Source organism: Youngiibacter multivorans (assembly GCF_017873395.1).
Taxonomy (GTDB): domain Bacteria; phylum Bacillota; class Clostridia; order Clostridiales; family Clostridiaceae; genus Youngiibacter; species Youngiibacter multivorans.
Genome location: NZ_JAGGKC010000027.1, coordinates 40,481 through 57,033, shown reverse-complemented (window position 1 = coordinate 57,033; position 16,553 = coordinate 40,481). Strand labels below are relative to the sequence as shown.

At 41.4% G+C, this 16,553-nt stretch carries 24 protein-coding genes; all 24 read right to left on the bottom strand.

Annotation, left to right across the window (positions count from 1 at the left end):
- Positions 1 to 1,430, bottom strand: a 1,430-nt coding sequence (locus J2Z34_RS14075) for a phage tail tape measure protein (RefSeq protein WP_209460497.1), incomplete at its 3' end; no start/stop codon positions are given.
- Positions 1,431 to 1,444: 14 nt separating this feature from the next.
- Positions 1,445 to 1,588 (bottom strand): hypothetical protein, encoded by a 144-nt coding sequence (locus tag J2Z34_RS14070; RefSeq protein WP_209460505.1) that lies wholly within the window; start codon positions 1,586 to 1,588, stop codon positions 1,445 to 1,447.
- 26 nt (positions 1,589 to 1,614) lie between these two features.
- Positions 1,615 to 1,959 carry a hypothetical protein gene (locus tag J2Z34_RS14065; RefSeq protein WP_209460496.1) on the bottom strand — a complete coding sequence of 115 codons (345 nt, stop codon included), beginning with the start codon at positions 1,957 to 1,959 and terminating at the stop codon, positions 1,615 to 1,617.
- Positions 1,960 to 2,043: 84 nt separating this feature from the next.
- Positions 2,044 to 4,119: a DUF262 domain-containing protein gene (locus tag J2Z34_RS14060; protein ID WP_209460495.1), complete on the bottom strand. Its 2,076-nt coding sequence runs from the start codon at positions 4,117 to 4,119 to the stop codon at positions 2,044 to 2,046.
- Between the two features lie 186 nt (positions 4,120 to 4,305).
- Complete coding sequence (locus J2Z34_RS14055; RefSeq protein ID WP_209460494.1) at positions 4,306 to 4,878, bottom strand: major tail protein; 573 nt, start codon at positions 4,876 to 4,878, stop codon at positions 4,306 to 4,308.
- 1 nt (position 4,879) lies between these two features.
- On the bottom strand, positions 4,880 to 5,209 hold the full coding sequence (locus J2Z34_RS14050) for a hypothetical protein (protein ID WP_209460493.1): 330 nt from the start codon (positions 5,207 to 5,209) through the stop codon (positions 4,880 to 4,882).
- Positions 5,202 to 5,600, bottom strand: coding sequence for an HK97-gp10 family putative phage morphogenesis protein (locus J2Z34_RS14045; protein ID WP_209460492.1), 399 nt, complete (start codon positions 5,598 to 5,600; stop codon positions 5,202 to 5,204). The genes J2Z34_RS14050 and J2Z34_RS14045 overlap by 8 nt, the downstream gene beginning before the upstream one ends.
- Complete coding sequence (locus J2Z34_RS14040; RefSeq protein WP_209460491.1) at positions 5,593 to 5,919, bottom strand: phage head closure protein; 327 nt, start codon at positions 5,917 to 5,919, stop codon at positions 5,593 to 5,595. The genes J2Z34_RS14045 and J2Z34_RS14040 overlap by 8 nt, the downstream gene beginning before the upstream one ends.
- Before the next feature lie 2 nt (positions 5,920 to 5,921).
- Positions 5,922 to 6,197: a head-tail connector protein gene (locus J2Z34_RS14035; RefSeq protein WP_209460490.1), complete on the bottom strand. Its 276-nt coding sequence runs from the start codon at positions 6,195 to 6,197 to the stop codon at positions 5,922 to 5,924.
- A gap of 327 nt (positions 6,198 to 6,524) precedes the next feature.
- On the bottom strand, positions 6,525 to 6,746 hold the full coding sequence (locus tag J2Z34_RS14030) for a Head fiber protein (protein ID WP_209460489.1): 222 nt from the start codon (positions 6,744 to 6,746) through the stop codon (positions 6,525 to 6,527).
- 10 nt (positions 6,747 to 6,756) lie between these two features.
- Positions 6,757 to 7,950, bottom strand: coding sequence for a phage major capsid protein (locus J2Z34_RS14025; RefSeq protein WP_209460488.1), 1,194 nt, complete (start codon positions 7,948 to 7,950; stop codon positions 6,757 to 6,759).
- Between the two features lie 10 nt (positions 7,951 to 7,960).
- Positions 7,961 to 8,650 (bottom strand): head maturation protease, ClpP-related, encoded by a 690-nt coding sequence (locus J2Z34_RS14020; protein ID WP_209460487.1) that lies wholly within the window; start codon positions 8,648 to 8,650, stop codon positions 7,961 to 7,963.
- On the bottom strand, positions 8,592 to 9,887 hold the full coding sequence (locus J2Z34_RS14015) for a phage portal protein (protein WP_245250784.1): 1,296 nt from the start codon (positions 9,885 to 9,887) through the stop codon (positions 8,592 to 8,594). The genes J2Z34_RS14020 and J2Z34_RS14015 overlap by 59 nt, the downstream gene beginning before the upstream one ends.
- 97 nt (positions 9,888 to 9,984) lie before the next feature.
- Entirely contained in the window at positions 9,985 to 10,272 is a 288-nt protein-coding gene (locus tag J2Z34_RS14010; RefSeq protein WP_209460486.1) for a hypothetical protein, read from the bottom strand.
- A 4-nt stretch (positions 10,273 to 10,276) separates the two neighbouring features.
- Entirely contained in the window at positions 10,277 to 10,672 is a 396-nt protein-coding gene (locus J2Z34_RS14005) for a hypothetical protein (RefSeq protein WP_209460485.1), read from the bottom strand.
- A 70-nt stretch (positions 10,673 to 10,742) separates the two neighbouring features.
- Positions 10,743 to 11,093 (bottom strand): DUF1413 domain-containing protein, encoded by a 351-nt coding sequence (locus J2Z34_RS14000; protein WP_209460484.1) that lies wholly within the window; start codon positions 11,091 to 11,093, stop codon positions 10,743 to 10,745.
- 169 nt (positions 11,094 to 11,262) lie between these two features.
- On the bottom strand, positions 11,263 to 11,907 hold the full coding sequence (locus tag J2Z34_RS13995) for a hypothetical protein (RefSeq protein WP_209460483.1): 645 nt from the start codon (positions 11,905 to 11,907) through the stop codon (positions 11,263 to 11,265).
- A 74-nt stretch (positions 11,908 to 11,981) separates the two neighbouring features.
- Positions 11,982 to 12,533 (bottom strand): DUF5049 domain-containing protein, encoded by a 552-nt coding sequence (locus J2Z34_RS17995; protein WP_425348049.1) that lies wholly within the window; start codon positions 12,531 to 12,533, stop codon positions 11,982 to 11,984.
- Complete coding sequence (locus J2Z34_RS13985; RefSeq protein ID WP_209460482.1) at positions 12,469 to 12,693, bottom strand: gamma-glutamylcyclotransferase; 225 nt, start codon at positions 12,691 to 12,693, stop codon at positions 12,469 to 12,471. Before J2Z34_RS13985 ends, J2Z34_RS17995 begins: the two co-directional genes overlap by 65 nt.
- The gene (locus tag J2Z34_RS13980; RefSeq protein ID WP_209460481.1) at positions 12,690 to 13,046 is read right to left on the bottom strand and encodes a hypothetical protein; all 357 of its coding nucleotides are present in this window, start codon (positions 13,044 to 13,046) and stop codon (positions 12,690 to 12,692) included. Before J2Z34_RS13980 ends, J2Z34_RS13985 begins: the two co-directional genes overlap by 4 nt.
- Positions 13,047 to 13,134: 88 nt before the next feature.
- A complete protein-coding gene (locus J2Z34_RS13975; RefSeq protein WP_209460480.1) occupies positions 13,135 to 14,691 on the bottom strand; it encodes a terminase large subunit in 1,557 nt (518 codons plus the stop codon).
- Between the two features lie 34 nt (positions 14,692 to 14,725).
- Entirely contained in the window at positions 14,726 to 15,226 is a 501-nt protein-coding gene (locus J2Z34_RS13970; protein WP_342453192.1) for an HNH endonuclease, read from the bottom strand.
- A 5-nt stretch (positions 15,227 to 15,231) separates the two neighbouring features.
- Positions 15,232 to 15,711: a phage terminase small subunit P27 family gene (locus J2Z34_RS13965; RefSeq protein WP_209460478.1), complete on the bottom strand. Its 480-nt coding sequence runs from the start codon at positions 15,709 to 15,711 to the stop codon at positions 15,232 to 15,234.
- Positions 15,712 to 15,767: 56 nt separating this feature from the next.
- Positions 15,768 to 16,532 (bottom strand): hypothetical protein, encoded by a 765-nt coding sequence (locus J2Z34_RS13960; RefSeq protein WP_209460477.1) that lies wholly within the window; start codon positions 16,530 to 16,532, stop codon positions 15,768 to 15,770.
- Positions 16,533 to 16,553: the final 21 nt, after the last annotated feature.

Genomic DNA, 16,553 nt, shown 5'->3' with positions numbered 1-16,553 from the left:
GATACTGTGTTAGTTACTCCATTCCAGACACTGATTCCAGTGGCTTTAACGATGTCCCAATTCTTATACAAAAGCACACCCACTGCTATGAGTCCGCCGATTGCAGCAACAGCAATTCCTATTGGCCCGGTTATTATTGCTATGACTCCTCCTGCTGCAGATATTGCCCCAGAAACTGCACTGAAGGCCGACACTGCCGCGCCAACGATTGATACTACCTTACCTATGACAAGGATCACTGGCCCCACAGCGGCAGCAACAAGGGCAACCTTCACAATCATCTCCTGTTGTTCCTTTGAGAGACCCTGGAAACTGTCCATGAGCGGTTTGACTATGCCGATCAGGCTTTCAAGTATCGGTATGAGTATTTGACCGAACTGAATTCCTATTAGCTCAGCCTGTTCCTTCATTGCTCTTATCTTATTAGTTGGGCTGTCCATAGTTCTAGCCAGGTCTCCCTGGGCATTCTTGGTTGAATCGAGGATCACACCATACCTAGCTTGAACCTTCTGAGCTTCGGTGAGTTCTTCACCTTGCTTTGCTATTCCATGGGTATATGCATAGGTCTTTATTGTGTTGTCATTAACGAGTATTCCAAGCGCCTTAAGCGGCTCTGCCTCACCAGAAATACCAGCTCTTAGCTTATTGAAAGCTTCATCAGGACTAAGGTTGTAAAAGGATGCCATATCATAGGCCAGCTTAGTCAAGCCTTCTGACATTCCTAACGATTCATCTGATGCAAGACCCATAGATGTCAGCATAGCGTTGTAGGTAGCCACATTGCTCCTTACATTGTATGCATTAAGGCCAAGCGCCTTGGACATCTCTTCGGACCAGCCTCTAGCCTCTCCTGCAAGTCCACCCATAGATACTTCAAAGAGGTTCTCTGATTCTATTGCATCCATAGCCATCTTTGTAGCAGCGGTTCCTATGCCGAGGATTGGTAAAGACACAGCAGTTGATAGGTTTTTACCTACTGACTGCATCTTCTCACCGACAGCCTTCATCTTATCGCCGGCTTTATCCAAGGCTTCAGACAAAGTGTTCCAGACAGAGGTTTTCTTCTTTAGCTCCTCCGATGTATCTTTCAGTTCTTGCTGCATCTTGCTGAGTTCAGCATTGGCATAGTTAAGCTTAATCTTCAGGTTTTCAGAAGCCTTGGTGTCCTCACCTTTTTTCTCTACACTTTCCTGGTAACTCTTAGAGAGCGCTTCGACCTTTCCCTTCTGTATCTCAATCTGCTGATTCAGGCTGTCAGCCTTAAGCTTCAATCCTTCAGCTGATTTCCCGAAGTCACCAAGCTTTGCACTGGCTGCGGTAAATTCGCTCTGCACAAGCTTAAGGCTTCTCTGGATCTTATTGACTCCTTCCTGGAATCCTGTATCATCAAGTCCTATTCTTGCTACTACTGTACTGCTTCCTCCAGCCAAATTTACCACCTCCTTTACAATGGAATATTGTCAATTGTGTCGACGCTGTTGTCATCAATGCCATTTACTGCCTTGTAGATTCTGAACAGCCCATGTAGCTTACGTGGAGTACTTTTCCAGAACTGCTCCTCTGTCATCTTGAGGATCACAGTCCCCAAATAGTAAAGCCACTCCCAACTCCAATCTATGGAACCTGAGTGGCTTTCACTTCCCCCGAGGTTTCATCAACCTCAGGCATTGCTATGCTTAAAGCTTTATTAATTACTGTTCCGAGCCTTTCAAGATCATCTAAGCCTAGAAGTGAACCAACGCTTTTCAAAGTTACCGAATCATCCTCAACCTTAACTGCAGCATATACCAGGGCTCTCACAGCCTTGATCTTCATCCTCTGAAGATCTTCAAAAGCTTTGTTCAGGTCTCCATATATGTCCTCCAGCTCGCAGAATGTGTTCAAATTAAATTTAAGCTCATAATCCTTTTCATTAAGGGTAAACTTGATACCCTTGTCCTTCAACTCTTTGCCTTTCAATTCGTATCCTCCTTCTGATTTTCCCAAAGAAAAAAGGACTTACTTATCGCAAATCCTTTCATTATTCATATCGTATGTATTTTTTTATTTTATGAAGTTAAGGAACAACACATCTTTCTTGTCCTCATTAGAAGTGAATTTAATATCCCATCTTTTTTCCATAAAATCAAGCAAGAGCAACCCACGCTCTAAAACGGCATTAGCATCCCAATCCTTATAAGCAGCTACTTCAATTTCACTGTGAGAGCCATCTGTATAGCCTTTGTGTGATTTTCCCTTTGGTGACTTCTTGTCAGGAAAACTATCATTTTGAAGACTAGAGTTCTTACTGCTCGACAATGGCAATAGATTCCCCAATGAACCAGTCAGATAAACCTTTTGCTGTGCATTATATTTTTTAAATGCTTTATTCCAATATGGATTATCAGCAGTTTGCGGATATACATGTTCAATTGATACTTTGTCTTTCTCACTTTTCACAAATAAGGTCCAGTCAATTTTGGGATTGCCGTTTTGCCTAACCTTTTCTTGCTCATACTCATAAAGAAAGTAATGCAGCCCATTCCACCAATAAAAACCACCACCGCCGTTCTTATAGTTTCTAGCAATATAGGTCTTGAACGATTGCGTATCAAATGCAGTTGCCGGACTCATCCAGTCTTCAACACGACTACGTAGAGTATTGCATATGTAGTCAATGGTTACATTTCCACTACGAAGTAGTTTAGTAAGCCTATAGTATTCACTATTTCTATAAGAAGAAAATGCTCGGCCTAACCTAAAAGCTATGAATATGAATCTCTCAATCTCCTTGAATAGCTTCACCCTGCTTCGAGAATTGATATCCGATCTGAGATATGATGCAACAACAAGGGGCCTAAAATAGGCAATTCCAATTCTGTTAAGTCTATCAAGCCAAAGTTGTTCAGTTGCAGTGAGTTCTGAATTATTTAGTGGATTAAATGAATTATACCAGTGTACTGCTGCTGACTGAAGGCTCTTCACATAATCCGAGATTTCTTTCGGGGAAAGTTTCGATTGAAAAATCGGCTTATCATCAATACCATTTTCTTCTATTTCTTCCTCACCAACTTGATCTCTTACTTCTGTTATGGTTGTAATTGAATCCAACTTAACTTCAGTCTTATTGAAAATATTTTGTGGAGAGAACTTTTCTTCAAGAAGATATTTAATATAGTCATCTCCCTTTTGCCTTGTATACTGAAAATACATAATCCAATGTGCAGTTAGGAAATCATCGTCTGAAAGGGGTTTTTGCTTATTTCTTCCCAGCTGATAATAAACATCCTTCCATGCATTATTAATATCGTCTCGTAGAACCGCCCTTTCATCATCCGTAATTTCATACGGCTCGTAAAGCGTGGTCAAATATATTAATCTATTCTTGAGAAGCTCAAGATTTGAGAGTTTTTTACCACGATTATTCATTGTTTCGAATGCAACAAAAACGTCAAAATCGTCACCAATTTCATGCATATTAAACATTAGATTTTGAGTTACTTTTTTAAAAAGCAGTTCAAGCTCTGAAATCCCATATGTTTTACAATAATTTGCCAGATTATCTTTAAAAAACCGCTTTGCATTTTCCAGATTTAATGTATAGAAAGTTTCTGTGATACTGCCTCCATCAGGCTCCCCCAAAATCCTATGCCTAAGATATTTAAAACTAGGATTGTCCTCTTCATAGCCAAACTTGTAAGTATTCAAAATATACTTTGGAGGCATCTGAACCACTAGGTACTCTTCTTTTATTTGCTTCAGTGAAAATGTCCCAATAAAGATATTTTCATCGGTCTTATCTGCATTTTCCGGTAACGACTTTATTAAGTTAAGTATTTCATTAATAAAGATAACAAATGTAGTGAGTCGCTGCTGTCCATCTACAATATGGAATGGCCTAAACGCTCTATCTTGGATTAGCCATCTTTCAGATGTCCAATTCTTTGATTCATAGTCTTTTTTTGCAACTTGTTTCAGTGACAATAACCCAGTATAGTGAAATCTGTCATCCGGAAGGTTTACAATATCTTCCCAGAAATCCTTTAATTGTCTCTCTTGCCAGGCATATCCTCGCTGGTAATCTGGAATTTTAAATACCCTGTCTTTAAATATACTCTTTAATGACTCTAGTGTTTGCAATTAACGTAGCCCCCTTGCTATCTTAGCACAACATTAATCAACTCAAATCAAGGCTATACTATGAATTAAAACATCGTCGTATATTACTAATCCTTGAGTTCATATATTTCTATTATAATCATAAATTAACATGATTAGTATGATAACAAAAGATAGTCTAGCTTCGAGCCATATAATTTTCTGAAATTACGGGGTTTCAGTAGGCTCTGCAGGAACTCCTGTGAACCATCCAGAGATTATTGTTGGATCCGCACCAACTTCGTCCTCATCAGAAATGAACCTATAGTTACCATCGAAGTCCCTGGCAAAGAACGCACCCTTAAGCTTTGAGCTCTTAGGTGCAGGCTTCCCTGCTTCAGTGTCAAACTCATCAGATGTCAGCTCGAACTTACCCTTTAGAAGCCATACAAACCTGTACTTCCCATTGGCCTTCTTTGATTTGAATCCCATGGCAATGGTCGGTGGTATATCATCCTTACTTTCAATGAGAACACCCTTAACTACCTTTGCTCCCTGGAGCGTGGCTCTACTTGTCAAGGAAAGCTGGTTCAGCTCTATCTCAACTTCCACACTGTCAAATGCTGAAATAACGTCCTCCACAATATCATCAGAGTAGATGTTTTCTGAGTTTACTTTTGGTGATATTTTAGCACTAATCGCTCTCTCAAGCTTCTCTGGAACTCCATATGTTGCGCCAGTGCCGTCGTCCTTTGTTACAGTAGCGATGTGAATATCTTTAAGTCCTATTTGTCTAGGCATTTTATCCCTCTCTTTCTTCTAGGTAGTAATATCTAAGCGCCTTATGGTAAATCCTGGTATCTGGTTCATAGAGATCAGCTTCGTCTATTCGAGTAAAACCAGCGTTCTTCATCTGATTCTTCACTTGAATTACTAGGATTTCATAATCAATCTTTGACCATATATCAACCTGTAAATATCTTCCTGTCAGGCTTTCCTCATCGTCTTCGTATGCTTCACCTACTTGGAAGTATTCATGGAATGTAATGTATTGGCTTGCTGCTCCTGAATGCTTCTGGAATTTCACAGTGACTCCAAGAGGAGTAAGAGCATCTAATATCTTTTTATTCAAACTCCTTTAGCCCCCTTTCAAGTTCCTCTCTTATCACATTATTAATTTCACTTTGGTTTTCCTTAAGTGACTTTTCAGCCCAATGCTGAGCCGGAATCTTTGATGTGCCAAATTCAGTAAACTTCGAATAGAAGAATTCTGATGCATCATCCTTGGTTGGACCAATGCTCACAAAATCTATCCCGTCACCCTTCTCTTTCTTGGATACCTTTATATTGTCTGCCATATGCTTCTTTGTATCCTTGGATCTAGGCGCTTTTCCTTCCATGCTGTTCTTAACAAGGTCACCAGCCTTACTTAAGGCACTTTTCTTAATGGCCTCACCTATATCGCCAATCTTATTAACCTTATCAATAAGTTCCTGCATTCCTTCAAGTGAGATTTTAGCCATTGGAGTCTACCTCCTTAGCCTGAATCTCGATATACTCATTTCGACACTTGATGTTATCGATGGCGGTAATGTTGTAGACCTTGCCTTGAAAATGGATCTGCATTGACTGGTCAAGCCCACTCATATACCTTATGGTGAACTTCACTGTATTATCAGCTTGTACTGCCTTAGCTGCAAAGTATTCCTTCCCATGAAGGTTCGCCACCTTGGCCCACACTTCCTTAATTACTTCAGGAGTTTCTACCTCGTACCCATTCTCATTCGTTGATATTGTGACTCTCTGAATTGTTATCCTATGTCTCATTTCACCAATGGTCATGATTACCACCCATCTTTCCTGTATGGGCTTAGTAGACCAATCATCACATTGATGACTTCCTTCATATTCAGATCTTCCCTCTTCTCGTATAGGTTAGCAATGCAGTATAGAACTGCCTGCCTAATTGACTCAGGAACAACCGTTAACTCTGACAGTGGGAATCTTAGAATATTTTCACATATTTCTTCACTTGAACTAATGAAAGAGGAGATGAGTGCATTGTCCTCATCTCCATCTATTTTCAAAAACTGCTTTGCCTCTTCGAGCGTAACCAACACACTCACCACCTTTTATGCATATAAAAAGAGACCTTACCGGTCTCTTGAGCATCATTTTTTGTTCTGTAGCAGCAATGTCAAAATATAATTATTCAAGCTTCTGTTAACGCTATCAGCTTCTTTCTTTAGTTCTTCTTTTAAGTCTAGTGGCAAAGTCAACAATATTCTGGTCTTATCTTTTCCAACCAATCGTCATCACTCCCAATTAATATTTATGCACAATCCATTCCAAAACTAATCATATCATAAAGCATCTTGAGAATAACAGGATTGTCTATCTGTTAACGAAGTATAATTCTCGAGACTTTAAGTCCCCAATCCAGACAATCACTCAGAAAGCATTAGACCTGCACCCTTAAGTTTTGCTATTAATGCATTCAGATCAACGACCACTCCAGCCACAGTGGAAGCTACACTGTCAGCCTGCAAAACTGCAGGCTTCATTTCACTTCCAGAGAAAGAGAGCTTCCCACCCGTTACGATTTCAAGCTCTCCTCCTATCACTGTCTTTTCTCCACCCTGCTCGGTGTAATTCTTAACGTTACTCATATTCCTTCACCTACGCTTTCTGCTGGAGGACCTTTATGGCCTCAGGCAGTATGAGTTTTCCATCTACCCTCTGAGTTGCCTTAAATCCTACCTGACCTGTAGCAGCATATAGCTCATTAAGTCTCTGAAAGGATCTACCCTGCCTATCAGCAACCCAGTAGTATCCGAAATCGCCAAAGGCTATGGTCTTTGCAGTTGATGCTATGGTAGGCACATAAGCTGAAGTCTTCACAGGTCTGTTCAGTATAGTGTCAGGAGTTCCAGCAACTAGCGATGGTTGCCATATATATTGCCCGTTGCCATCTTTCAATTTTCTTATGGCCTTAACAGTCGCATCATTCGTGACAAATACTGCATTTTTTCTGTACGGCGATTTAAGACTATACATCAAGTCAATTATCTCATCCGCTGTAATTGCCGTTGCTGCAGCTGCAGTTACACCAAGTGTTGCTCCACCAGTTGCATTGAATATTCCTGTTGGCTTTCCTGAACCATCACCTACGCAAAAGGCTTCCTCTTCTTTGGCTCCTATCCTTCTTGCAAACTCCTTTGCTATGTATGCCTCAAGGTTGAATACACTGTCATTAAGCAGTTCCTCGGAAACCTTGATCATAGTACTTAGTTTATAAGCCCCGATTGATACAAGTCCGAAGGAATCATCTGATTCAGGAATTGGCGCTTCTTCTTCAACCCATGACGCTGTCCCCTTCGATGCGACAATCGGTATTTTCTTATCACCTGAAGATGTGTTTATGATCTTTGCAAGGCTTCTGAACAGATTCTCCTCTTCAAGTGCCTGTATAAGGACCTTTTCAAACTCGTCCGGTGCTAAGTATCCACCTTCGCTGTCAGTGCCTATCTGCAGCGCATTTTGGATATCAAAGCTGTTCTTACTTCTCAAAGCCTTCCAGAAAGCAGCTTTATACTCATCAGTTGCTCTTCCGGTCTTCATCTCCATTCCACCATTTGGCTTCATAGTTATTGGGGTATTGACCGCCTTAGAAAGCTCAAGGTCCAGTGCCTGCTGCCTTTCAAGTCTATCAATCTCCTTTCCAAGGTTAACAACATCAGCTTCCATCTTGTCGTAGGTTGCAGTGTCTTCTGCTGAAATAAGTCCGTCGTTTCCTCTCTTTGCATCAAGGAATGCCTTCGCTGTATCCCATGCTTTCGCTCTTTTCTCTCTTAGTTCCAATATCTTATTCATTCAAATCCTCCTAATATTTCAAGAGACTTAGTCTCTTATCAAGTTCAACTATTGCAGTTTTCTTTTCCTTTTCCTTCTCAGGAAACTTCTCCTTCAAAGAGTTAAGTACAGTCATCTTGCTGAATACAGCACCTTCAATGGTATGTGACTCTGGGCTGTCCTTTTCATACATAATTTCATCAGCGAAACCAAGCTCTACCGCTTTTTTTGCATTGAACCAAGTTTCAGCATCCATGAAGTGAGATATCTTTGTTCTTGATAAACCTGTCTTCAGCTCATAAGCATTGATAATACTTTCTTTAACTTCAGACAACATTGCAATAGCCTTCTCCATTTCCAACGCATCTCCAAATGCCATGGTCATTGGATTATGCGCCATGAGCATTGAGACCGGGGACATCATGACCTTACTTCCAGCCATCGCAATGACTGAGGCTGCGCTTGCAGCAAGGCCGTCAATTTTCACTGTCACATTCCCTGGATACTCCTTCAACATGTTGTAAATCTGGCTTGCAGCAAAGACGTCGCCACCTGGAGAGTTGATCCATACGGTTATGTCACCACTTCCGTTCATTAACTCTGATTTGAACATCTTCGGCGTCACCTCATCCCCGTACCAAGTTTCGCTTGAAATTGCTCCTTCAAGGTATAGCGTTCGGCTTTCGCTCCCTTCCATGAAGTTCCAAAACTTCACTTTCATTTTCTTTCTCACCTCCTTCAGCATCTAATTCCATTAGGTTAGGTACACTTGCCATATCCATCATTGCAGCATTTACCATGTACTTGTTGCCTCCAAGCTCCTCCGGTATCAAGTTCATCTCCTCCAGCTCTCTTATGTCATTGGCTGACATTATTCCGTTCTGTCGCATGGTCTGGTAGAAGCTTGCCCTGGAAGCAGCATCACCTCGAAGCCTTCCGTTTAGGTTGAACTTAACGAAGTACTTCTTTTTGTCATCATATGAAAACAAGGCCTTTTGCATGGATTGCTCAAGCCTTGATACCCAGGGAATTATTGTGTTGTCTATGAAACTAATCGACTGATTTTCAATATTTGAGAATGTAGCTCTATCAAGCGATGCCACCAGATGTGGAGGTACCCGAAATATCCTGCATATCTCCTCAGTCTGAAACCTCCTTGTCTCCAGGAACTGTGCCTGTTCAGGCGGTATTCCTATGCTCTGGAACTTCATTCCTTCTTCAAGGACCGCAACCCTATGTGCATTGCTGCTGCCCTGATAGACTGCGTTCCAGCTATCCCTTACTCGCTTCGGGTCCTTAACCACACCGGGATGCTCGAGTACTCCTCCTGGATTAGCTCCATTAGCAAAGAAAGTAGCTCCATACTCTTCAGTTGCTATAGCCATACCAACAGCACTCTTTGCCATGGCTATCGGTGAATAGCCAACTAGACCGTCAAACCCAAGCCCTGGAATGTGCAGCACATCCTCGCGTCTGAGTTTGATTGAACCTGATTCATTCCTGTATTCGTAGATCAGGTCTCCATTGGAGTTTCTGTCGACAACTATGCGATCTGGGAGAAGCGGATACAGTGATAGCATATTCCCTCTACCATCTCTAATGATCTGTGCATAAGCATTGCCCCAAAGTAAAAGATGGCTCATCAGTGTTTCTCTGAACACAAATGAAGTCATCTCAGGATTCGGTTCATCATGGAGGATTCTGTAAAGCCTATGATCTAAGGCCTTCTCCTTACCGTTTGAAGTGTGCTCATAAACATGTAGTGGCAAGCTGGCAATCGTCTCCGCGAGGATCCTTACACATGCGTATACCGCTGTTGTCTGCATAGCTGTCCTCTCGTTTACTGTCTTTCCGCTGCTTGTACTTCCGAAGAAGAAGCTGTAATTGCTGCCATAGTATGTATTTGCGATTGGCTTATCTCTTGACCTGAATAACCTTCCGAATATTGGTATTTGCATTAGAAACTCCTCCTAAAAATGGCATGAAAAAAGCACCTCTTCCGAGATGCAAGAAGTATATTTTATTATTATAAAAAAGCCAACACCTCCAAAATTATCAGGATTTTAACCATTTGTCATCGAATTTCAACCTAAACTCTTCTAGAACATCTTCAAACCTAATAAATTCTGCATCTTTCATAAGCTTCGCGAATCCAATACTCCTTTCCGTACCAATTATTGCCGACCAAAAATACTGAACCATCTTTTCAGCTGTTAGTGATTTCATCCGCATGATTGTCAAATTAATACCACGCTTCAATTCCTTTGGTGCAGTCTTTGAAGTCAACACAGGATTAAATACCTTCATGTCTAAGTAGTCCATAAGCTCTTGTTCCTTAGTCATTGCACTATCCCTCCTCGCTGTTATTCATTAACTCATCAAATTCACTAGGAGTATATATCTTGTAATGTAAATCAGTATCGTCAATTTTGTATTGGAATCCCTTCAAACAATATTCTTCCAAAATCAAGGTTAACACTCTCTCATTGTTTATATCAGGATTCAAATAGATATGAAAAACTCGTGTCTTTGTGTTGTAAGTGACTCTGCCTCTAGGCACTCTGGAATATTCCTCTTCATCATTCACTTTATAAATTATGCATATTATTTTCCAGAAGTCGTTATGAGATCCCCAATCTTTAAAATCCCCATAGTTATCTGCTTCAGTCCATATTTTCGAGTCACTGATCACATTTTCGTCGATATAGAAGAAAGGTCCAACTTTTCCCTCAGCTTTACTCATTGCAATCTCTCCTTTTCATATATATTAGAGAAAACATCGCTTTAGAGACAATTGTTCACCTTAATAGTTACTATTTGCACAAGTACCACTGAGTCGAACCTATTTTACCCTGAATCTCTTCAATTTTTGGCAATTTTCCAGAAACCACGTAGTTATAGAAAGCTTTCCCCAGTGCTAACCTGACGCCCTTGTCTATGCCAGCCCATTCAATTCCAAATACTGCTTTGACATTAAATTTTGTACCATCTGGAATGCCATTTACTCTTTTCAGTAGATCCGCAAATCTGTTCTTGAATTCAGTATCATCCAGAACTTTTGACTTGATGTACAAGGATAACGTTAATCCTTCTTCATCAGCTTTTTTAGTCAAGTGCTGAAACTCGTATTCTGTGAAGGTGACTTGGATAACTTTGCTGGTCATTTTAGTACACTTCCCTTCATTTATTTCTTACAACTCCATTATACATTATGCCCGTACCTTGTCAACTATTTTTATTATTTTAATTTTATTTTTATTATATTGTTTATTATTTTTACTATTCATTTCCGTAAAGTAGGCGTTTAAAATAGCACCTCTTTCGAGATGCTATTCAGTCTAACCAAGCAGCAAATTTTATTAATGCATTTTCTACACATTTAGGTATTTGTTTGCGCTTATTATTTGTGTCTTTATAGGCATTGAGTATGTATTTCAGTTTTTGAAGGGATGTATAAATATTGGAATTCGAAATATATATTATCCTTAAGTTCTCATCATTCAAAATGTCTTCAGCCTGCTTGATAAAATTCAAAATGTTGTCTACACGGTCTATTTCAATTTGCTGACTCTCAATCTCTTGTTCGAAGATTGCTACCCAGTCATTATTAAGTTTCGCAATTGCCTTTGTGTTAACGTTAAGTATATACTTTGCATAGTTGAACAGTTTCCCTGTATTAAATAATTCATTGGCAAGTACATTCATTCTGTTAAGCAATTCTTCCTTACTTATTAAGCCAGTTTTTTGATTATTAGAGGTGTGAAAATTTTTGTATTTTATTAGCAGATCATGGATTTCCGCAAATTGAGCATTAACTTTGAAAATTTGGTTGTGGATAGCTTTTGCTTCATCAATTTGAATTTCTGCTCTCTTCTGCTTCTTAAAATATAACCATGAAAAATATGAACTGAGTAGAGCTCCAAGAAATAGACTTGCTCCACTTAAAATTAAGTTTTGAATAGTTAGTAACTCAGCCATAGTATCTCCAATCCAAACATATTATTCTACTGATTGAGAATAGTATAGCACAATCATATTCTCCAGACTATATTCTATCTCTTTCCGTATAGTATAAACTCCGCATACTCCTTCTTATGTTCATCCATAAAGACTGCGAGTTCGTAGTATCCGCTTATATAAGCTTCCTTCTGGACACCATAGACATCAAATAGGTTGTACTTACCTGAATCTCTGATGTCCAAAATTTGCTCCTTGATCTTGTCTGTTAGAAAGCCTGGTTCTGAATGATAGGCAGCATATCTGGCGTAGCTGTACCCCTCACTTTCAATAAGGATCCCTTCCTTAGCTCCCTCTGCTTTTACATAAATACAATGGTAAACACCATTAGTGTCCACATACATTGCATGTAAGTTCTGCTCGATGAAGAGATAATCGTCCAAGAGGTTAGCTGCAAAGTTGTCATATTCATCTTGGGTCAGCTCTACAATCTCTTCGATGACATACTGTATGCCTTCAGAGGGCCTTGTGGCCCTCGACTTGAGCTCTGTTATATCAACCGACTTCCTTAAGAAAACAGCCTTAGCCATTGCGCTTTCCTCCTCGGATTCCTTCGTAGTTGAAGTTACCTTTCCTAATCTCAGCATTCTCAGCCTCCACCGCCTTCTTGTAGTCCTTGTCCTTAGTCTCCTTAATCATACATTCCGTACAAATGCAGTCTGTGTTGAAAATTGACATTGTCCTTCCATCCTTAAGTTCCTTATGGCACCTATCGCAGCGTGTCTGAGTGAAAAACCTGTCGCTCATCTTTCTTCCTCCAACTCTTCCAAGGCACTTCTTAGTTCTTCAAGGATGTTGCTTGCATACTTCTGAGCAGTGATGTTGACCTTCTTACCAATTGTCTCCAGGTCTCCTTCAACCATCTCGATAAGTCCTTTCAAGAGTTCAACTGCTTTGCTGTTCTGTACCTTGATTCCTATTGGGTGCATTCTTCGGAATGTACCTTCTTCGATTAGGCTCTGAAGCTCTGTCTCTCCATACAGCATCAAATCTTGATTCTCTTCGTTGATGTTCTCAAGAATGAAGTCACTTCCCCATTTACCAATGATTTTGCAGACTGCCTTTCCATTCTTTGTGATTAGGAAATCACCTTTTTTCATACATAATCCCTCCTCGCTTATCTCGTTATTACATATATCACTCTAAAAGCTATATATAGCAAGTTAATCTTGAGATTTATGTATAAGTTTAAAGAGTGAGTATCCCTCGCTCATCGTAGACGCTGCCCTTTATCTCGTTTCTTATAGCCCTATCCAATGCCATGATCAGGGCAACTGCTCCGTCAATCTTTTCAGTGCTTTTTTCCTTGTCCGGCTTTATGTTGCCGGCTGGATCTGTCTTGACAAAAATGTTGTCCATCATCCAGCGGAGCACAGGATTACCTCCATGAGCTATCTTCTTCTCTAGTGTCAGCTTCATTAGCTCCTTTGTAGGGGGAGACATGTCCTTGTAACCTTGGCCAAAGGGAACAACAGTAAAGCCCATGCCTTCAAGGTTCTGGACCATCTGTACTGCTCCCCATCTGTCGAAGGCAATTTCCTTTATGTTGTACTTTGTACCAAGTTCCTCAATGAAGTTTTCTATGTAACCATAATGGACTACATTCCCGTCTGTTGTTTTTATGAATCCTTGCATCTCCCAGGTGTCATAGGGAACATGGTCCCTTCTTACTCTGTTCTGAAGGTTATCCTCAGGGATCCAGAAATATGGCAGTATTATGTATTTCTCTCCTTCGGTCCTTGGTGGGAACACAAGAACAAATGCTGTTATGTCTATGGAGCTTGAAAGGTCTAGACCAGCGAAACACTCACGACCAACAAGTTCTTCTGGTTTAACTTCAAAGTCACATTCATCCCAGTGGTGCATTTGCATCCACCTGACCGATTGCTTAACCCAAATACACAGTCTTAGCTGTTTGAAAAGATTCTCCTCTGCAGCATTCTGCCTGGCATTTTCACAGGCAATTTTGATCTTGTCTTCTTGAACTGTTATCCCAAGGCTGGGATTTGCTTTCTTCCAAACTTCAGGATTTGTCCAGTCGTCATTTTCATCTGCAGCATAGATGGTTGGATAGAATGTATGATCCACCTTTCGACCTTCCAGTATGTCCATAGCTTTCTGATGAAGCTCATAGCCAATGCTGTTGAAGTCATTACCTGCAGTGGTGATCAGGAAGTTCACTGGCTGCCTCCTTGCATCAGATGCACCATGCAGCATGACATTCATCATCTCCCTGTTGGCTACATGTGTCTCGTCAAAGAGCACCGCTGTTGGTGAGATTCCATGCTTTGAGTACGCTTCGCTTGAAAGCACCTGATAGAAAGAGTTCATTGCTGGATACACGATTCGCTTTTGTGAAGCTACGACCTTCAGTCTTTTCTTTAGAGCCGGACTTAATGAGATCATATCTACTGCCACGTTGTAGATAAGGCTGGCCTGCGCTCTGTCTGCAGCGCAGCTATAGATTTCTGCTCCTCGCTCTCCGTCTGCTGTTAACATGTACAAGGCAATGGCAGCACCTAGTTCAGTCTTACCTTGCTTCTTGGCAATCTCAACATAGGCAGTTGTTATCTGCCGGAATCCGTTTGGCTTGATGATTCCAAATATGTTCCTGATTATTGTCTCCTGCCATGGGAGGAGCTTGAATGGCTGATTGTACCATTCACCTTTTGTGTGTCTCAGATTCTCAATGAACCTTACAGTATGATCTGCCCTTTCAGACATGTAGGTTGATGTTGGCAGCATAAACTTTGTTGGGACAAACAGATCGCTTTTCTTGTTAGTCAGTTATCTCACCGCATTCTTTTGGAAAATTGAGAGAAGCAAACTCACCAAATAACATTAATGCTGCATTGTCCCTAACCTTAGCTGCCAGCCTAGAATCTTCGAAGGTCCCTATGTGGTACTTCCTCCCACAGAGATGTATGTATGCTTCAAAGGCATTCTCACGCTTGGCCTTACTTACTCCAATGTACCCTGAGGTGTTTGTCTTCTTGAGGCTCTGATTGAAGCAGTTCTCCTGATGGCTACACACTCTTAGGTTGGTTCTCCTGTTGTCTAGCCTGTCCCTTGAGATATGATCCACTTCCATCCAGGATGGATATTTAAGGATCACCTTGTGAAGTGGAACAACCATACCTTTTCTCTTGGTTGAAATGTACCCCTTCTTTGATAGGTGCCAGCTGTGCTTTCTGACCTTATCGTAATCCGCCTTATCAAAAGTAAAAGCCACACCATTTCTGGTGTAGCCTGTAATATAGGACTCTCTTTCAATGATCACATATGTCAATCTCCAGCACCTCCCTTTAGAAGAAGGAGCTCCATTGGATCGTCACTCTCTAGTGGCTTGTCAGTGACGATTCTACTCCTCGCTGAAGGAGTAAGGCCAAACTGCTCACAGAACCTATTCATTATCTTAAGGTAAGTCTGAGCTATTGAAACCTGTGGTACCTGCTGCCAATAGCCTGAAGGAGTCTTTACTATGGTTCCATGCTTGGTTATGAACTCCTCTGCTTCCTTCCACCTGGCATAGGCCTGACAGTATCCAGCGAAGGCTGCCATATCCACTTCAGAGAGGACTCCCATGGTCTCAAGAAGCTTACCTGTCCTTCGCCATTCCTTCTTGGCTTCAGCATCAAGCCACACAGGACACTTGGGCATCTTCTTATCTGGTTTTGGTTCATATTCGTTTAGTGCTCGCTTTCCTGGATTTCCTTCCAGGACCTTTATAGCAGTTGGCTTGGGCTTTCTTCCTCTTGTCGCCATGTTAATCACCTCCCTCCAATAAGAAAAGAGCCCGAAGGCTCCAATCTATTCTATGTCTATTTCTCTATCTTTGGTTCTACTCCTCTAAAGGCTGAGTTGCCTTCAAGGCCTTTAAGAATAGCTGCTCTAGTTTCCTTGTGCTCAGCGCCGTTGAGCCCTAACCTGATTAACCATACTCTCAGTGCGTACTTTGGGTTGTCATCCTGTGAGGCTTTGTATGAAGCATACTTCTGTTGCCTGGCCTGGTTCGCTGCAGCCTTTAAGACTTCTCTCAGTGCTTTGACTTTAGCCTCGCTGATACCATCCATGCTAAATTCTGCAATGGGAGCTGGCCCACTTAGATTGATTTGGAAGCCCTTAAAACGGGGCCCTAAAGGCTCCAGGTTCGCTTCAAGTTCCTTCAGATCCGTTACCTTGGCCTCTGCCAGTTCTTCGGCAACACCGGCCCCAACAGGCTGCCAGTCAAGGCCCAGGGCAAGAGCCAGAAGCTTCTGCTTGCTGGTGAGCATGTTGATAAGGTTCCGAATCGTTGCTCCGGTGTGGCCTTGGAGACTAATCACAATTGCTCCCTTCTGAGTTGCTGGACTCTCACCCATAAGCTCTCGCTCTGTGAATGTTATCTCATCCTCACCTGATTCGCTGTTCAGTATGCTCTCAAGGAATCCCTCCACCCCATTAGAATCAAGAACCTCTCCGGATCTTGTGATCGTGTAGGTTGTCTTCCCGTCTGTAATTTCGTAGCTGAAGGTTGGAGCTCCTTTGTACTTAGCCTTTGTTCCCAGCTTCTCCTCAACTGCCTTGATAACTTCCTTCTTGTCCATTTTCAATACCTCCTGTGTTTT

Coding starts and splice junctions, on each gene's coding strand:
- J2Z34_RS13980 (WP_209460481.1), bottom strand. CDS start 13,046: ATGAAAAAAGGTGATTTCCTAATCACAAAGAATGGAAAGGCAGTCTGC.
- J2Z34_RS14030 (WP_209460489.1), bottom strand. CDS start 6,746: ATGAGTAACGTTAAGAATTACACCGAGCAGGGTGGAGAAAAGACAGTG.
- J2Z34_RS13985 (WP_209460482.1), bottom strand. CDS start 12,693: ATGAGCGACAGGTTTTTCACTCAGACACGCTGCGATAGGTGCCATAAG.
- J2Z34_RS14005 (WP_209460485.1), bottom strand. CDS start 10,672: ATGAGTAAAGCTGAGGGAAAAGTTGGACCTTTCTTCTATATCGACGAA.
- J2Z34_RS14025 (WP_209460488.1), bottom strand. CDS start 7,950: ATGAATAAGATATTGGAACTAAGAGAGAAAAGAGCGAAAGCATGGGAT.
- J2Z34_RS17995 (WP_425348049.1), bottom strand. CDS start 12,533: ATGCTGAGATTAGGAAAGGTAACTTCAACTACGAAGGAATCCGAGGAG.
- J2Z34_RS13975 (WP_209460480.1), bottom strand. CDS start 14,691: ATGCTGCCAACATCAACCTACATGTCTGAAAGGGCAGATCATACTGTA.
- J2Z34_RS14010 (WP_209460486.1), bottom strand. CDS start 10,272: ATGACTAAGGAACAAGAGCTTATGGACTACTTAGACATGAAGGTATTT.
- J2Z34_RS14015 (WP_245250784.1), bottom strand. CDS start 9,887: ATGCAAATACCAATATTCGGAAGGTTATTCAGGTCAAGAGATAAGCCA.
- J2Z34_RS13960 (WP_209460477.1), bottom strand. CDS start 16,532: ATGGACAAGAAGGAAGTTATCAAGGCAGTTGAGGAGAAGCTGGGAACA.
- J2Z34_RS14045 (WP_209460492.1), bottom strand. CDS start 5,600: ATGGCTAAAATCTCACTTGAAGGAATGCAGGAACTTATTGATAAGGTT.
- J2Z34_RS14040 (WP_209460491.1), bottom strand. CDS start 5,919: ATGACCATTGGTGAAATGAGACATAGGATAACAATTCAGAGAGTCACA.
- J2Z34_RS14020 (WP_209460487.1), bottom strand. CDS start 8,650: ATGAAAGTGAAGTTTTGGAACTTCATGGAAGGGAGCGAAAGCCGAACG.
- J2Z34_RS14055 (WP_209460494.1), bottom strand. CDS start 4,878: ATGCCTAGACAAATAGGACTTAAAGATATTCACATCGCTACTGTAACA.
- J2Z34_RS13995 (WP_209460483.1), bottom strand. CDS start 11,907: ATGGCTGAGTTACTAACTATTCAAAACTTAATTTTAAGTGGAGCAAGT.
- J2Z34_RS13965 (WP_209460478.1), bottom strand. CDS start 15,711: ATGGCGACAAGAGGAAGAAAGCCCAAGCCAACTGCTATAAAGGTCCTG.
- J2Z34_RS14000 (WP_209460484.1), bottom strand. CDS start 11,093: ATGACCAGCAAAGTTATCCAAGTCACCTTCACAGAATACGAGTTTCAG.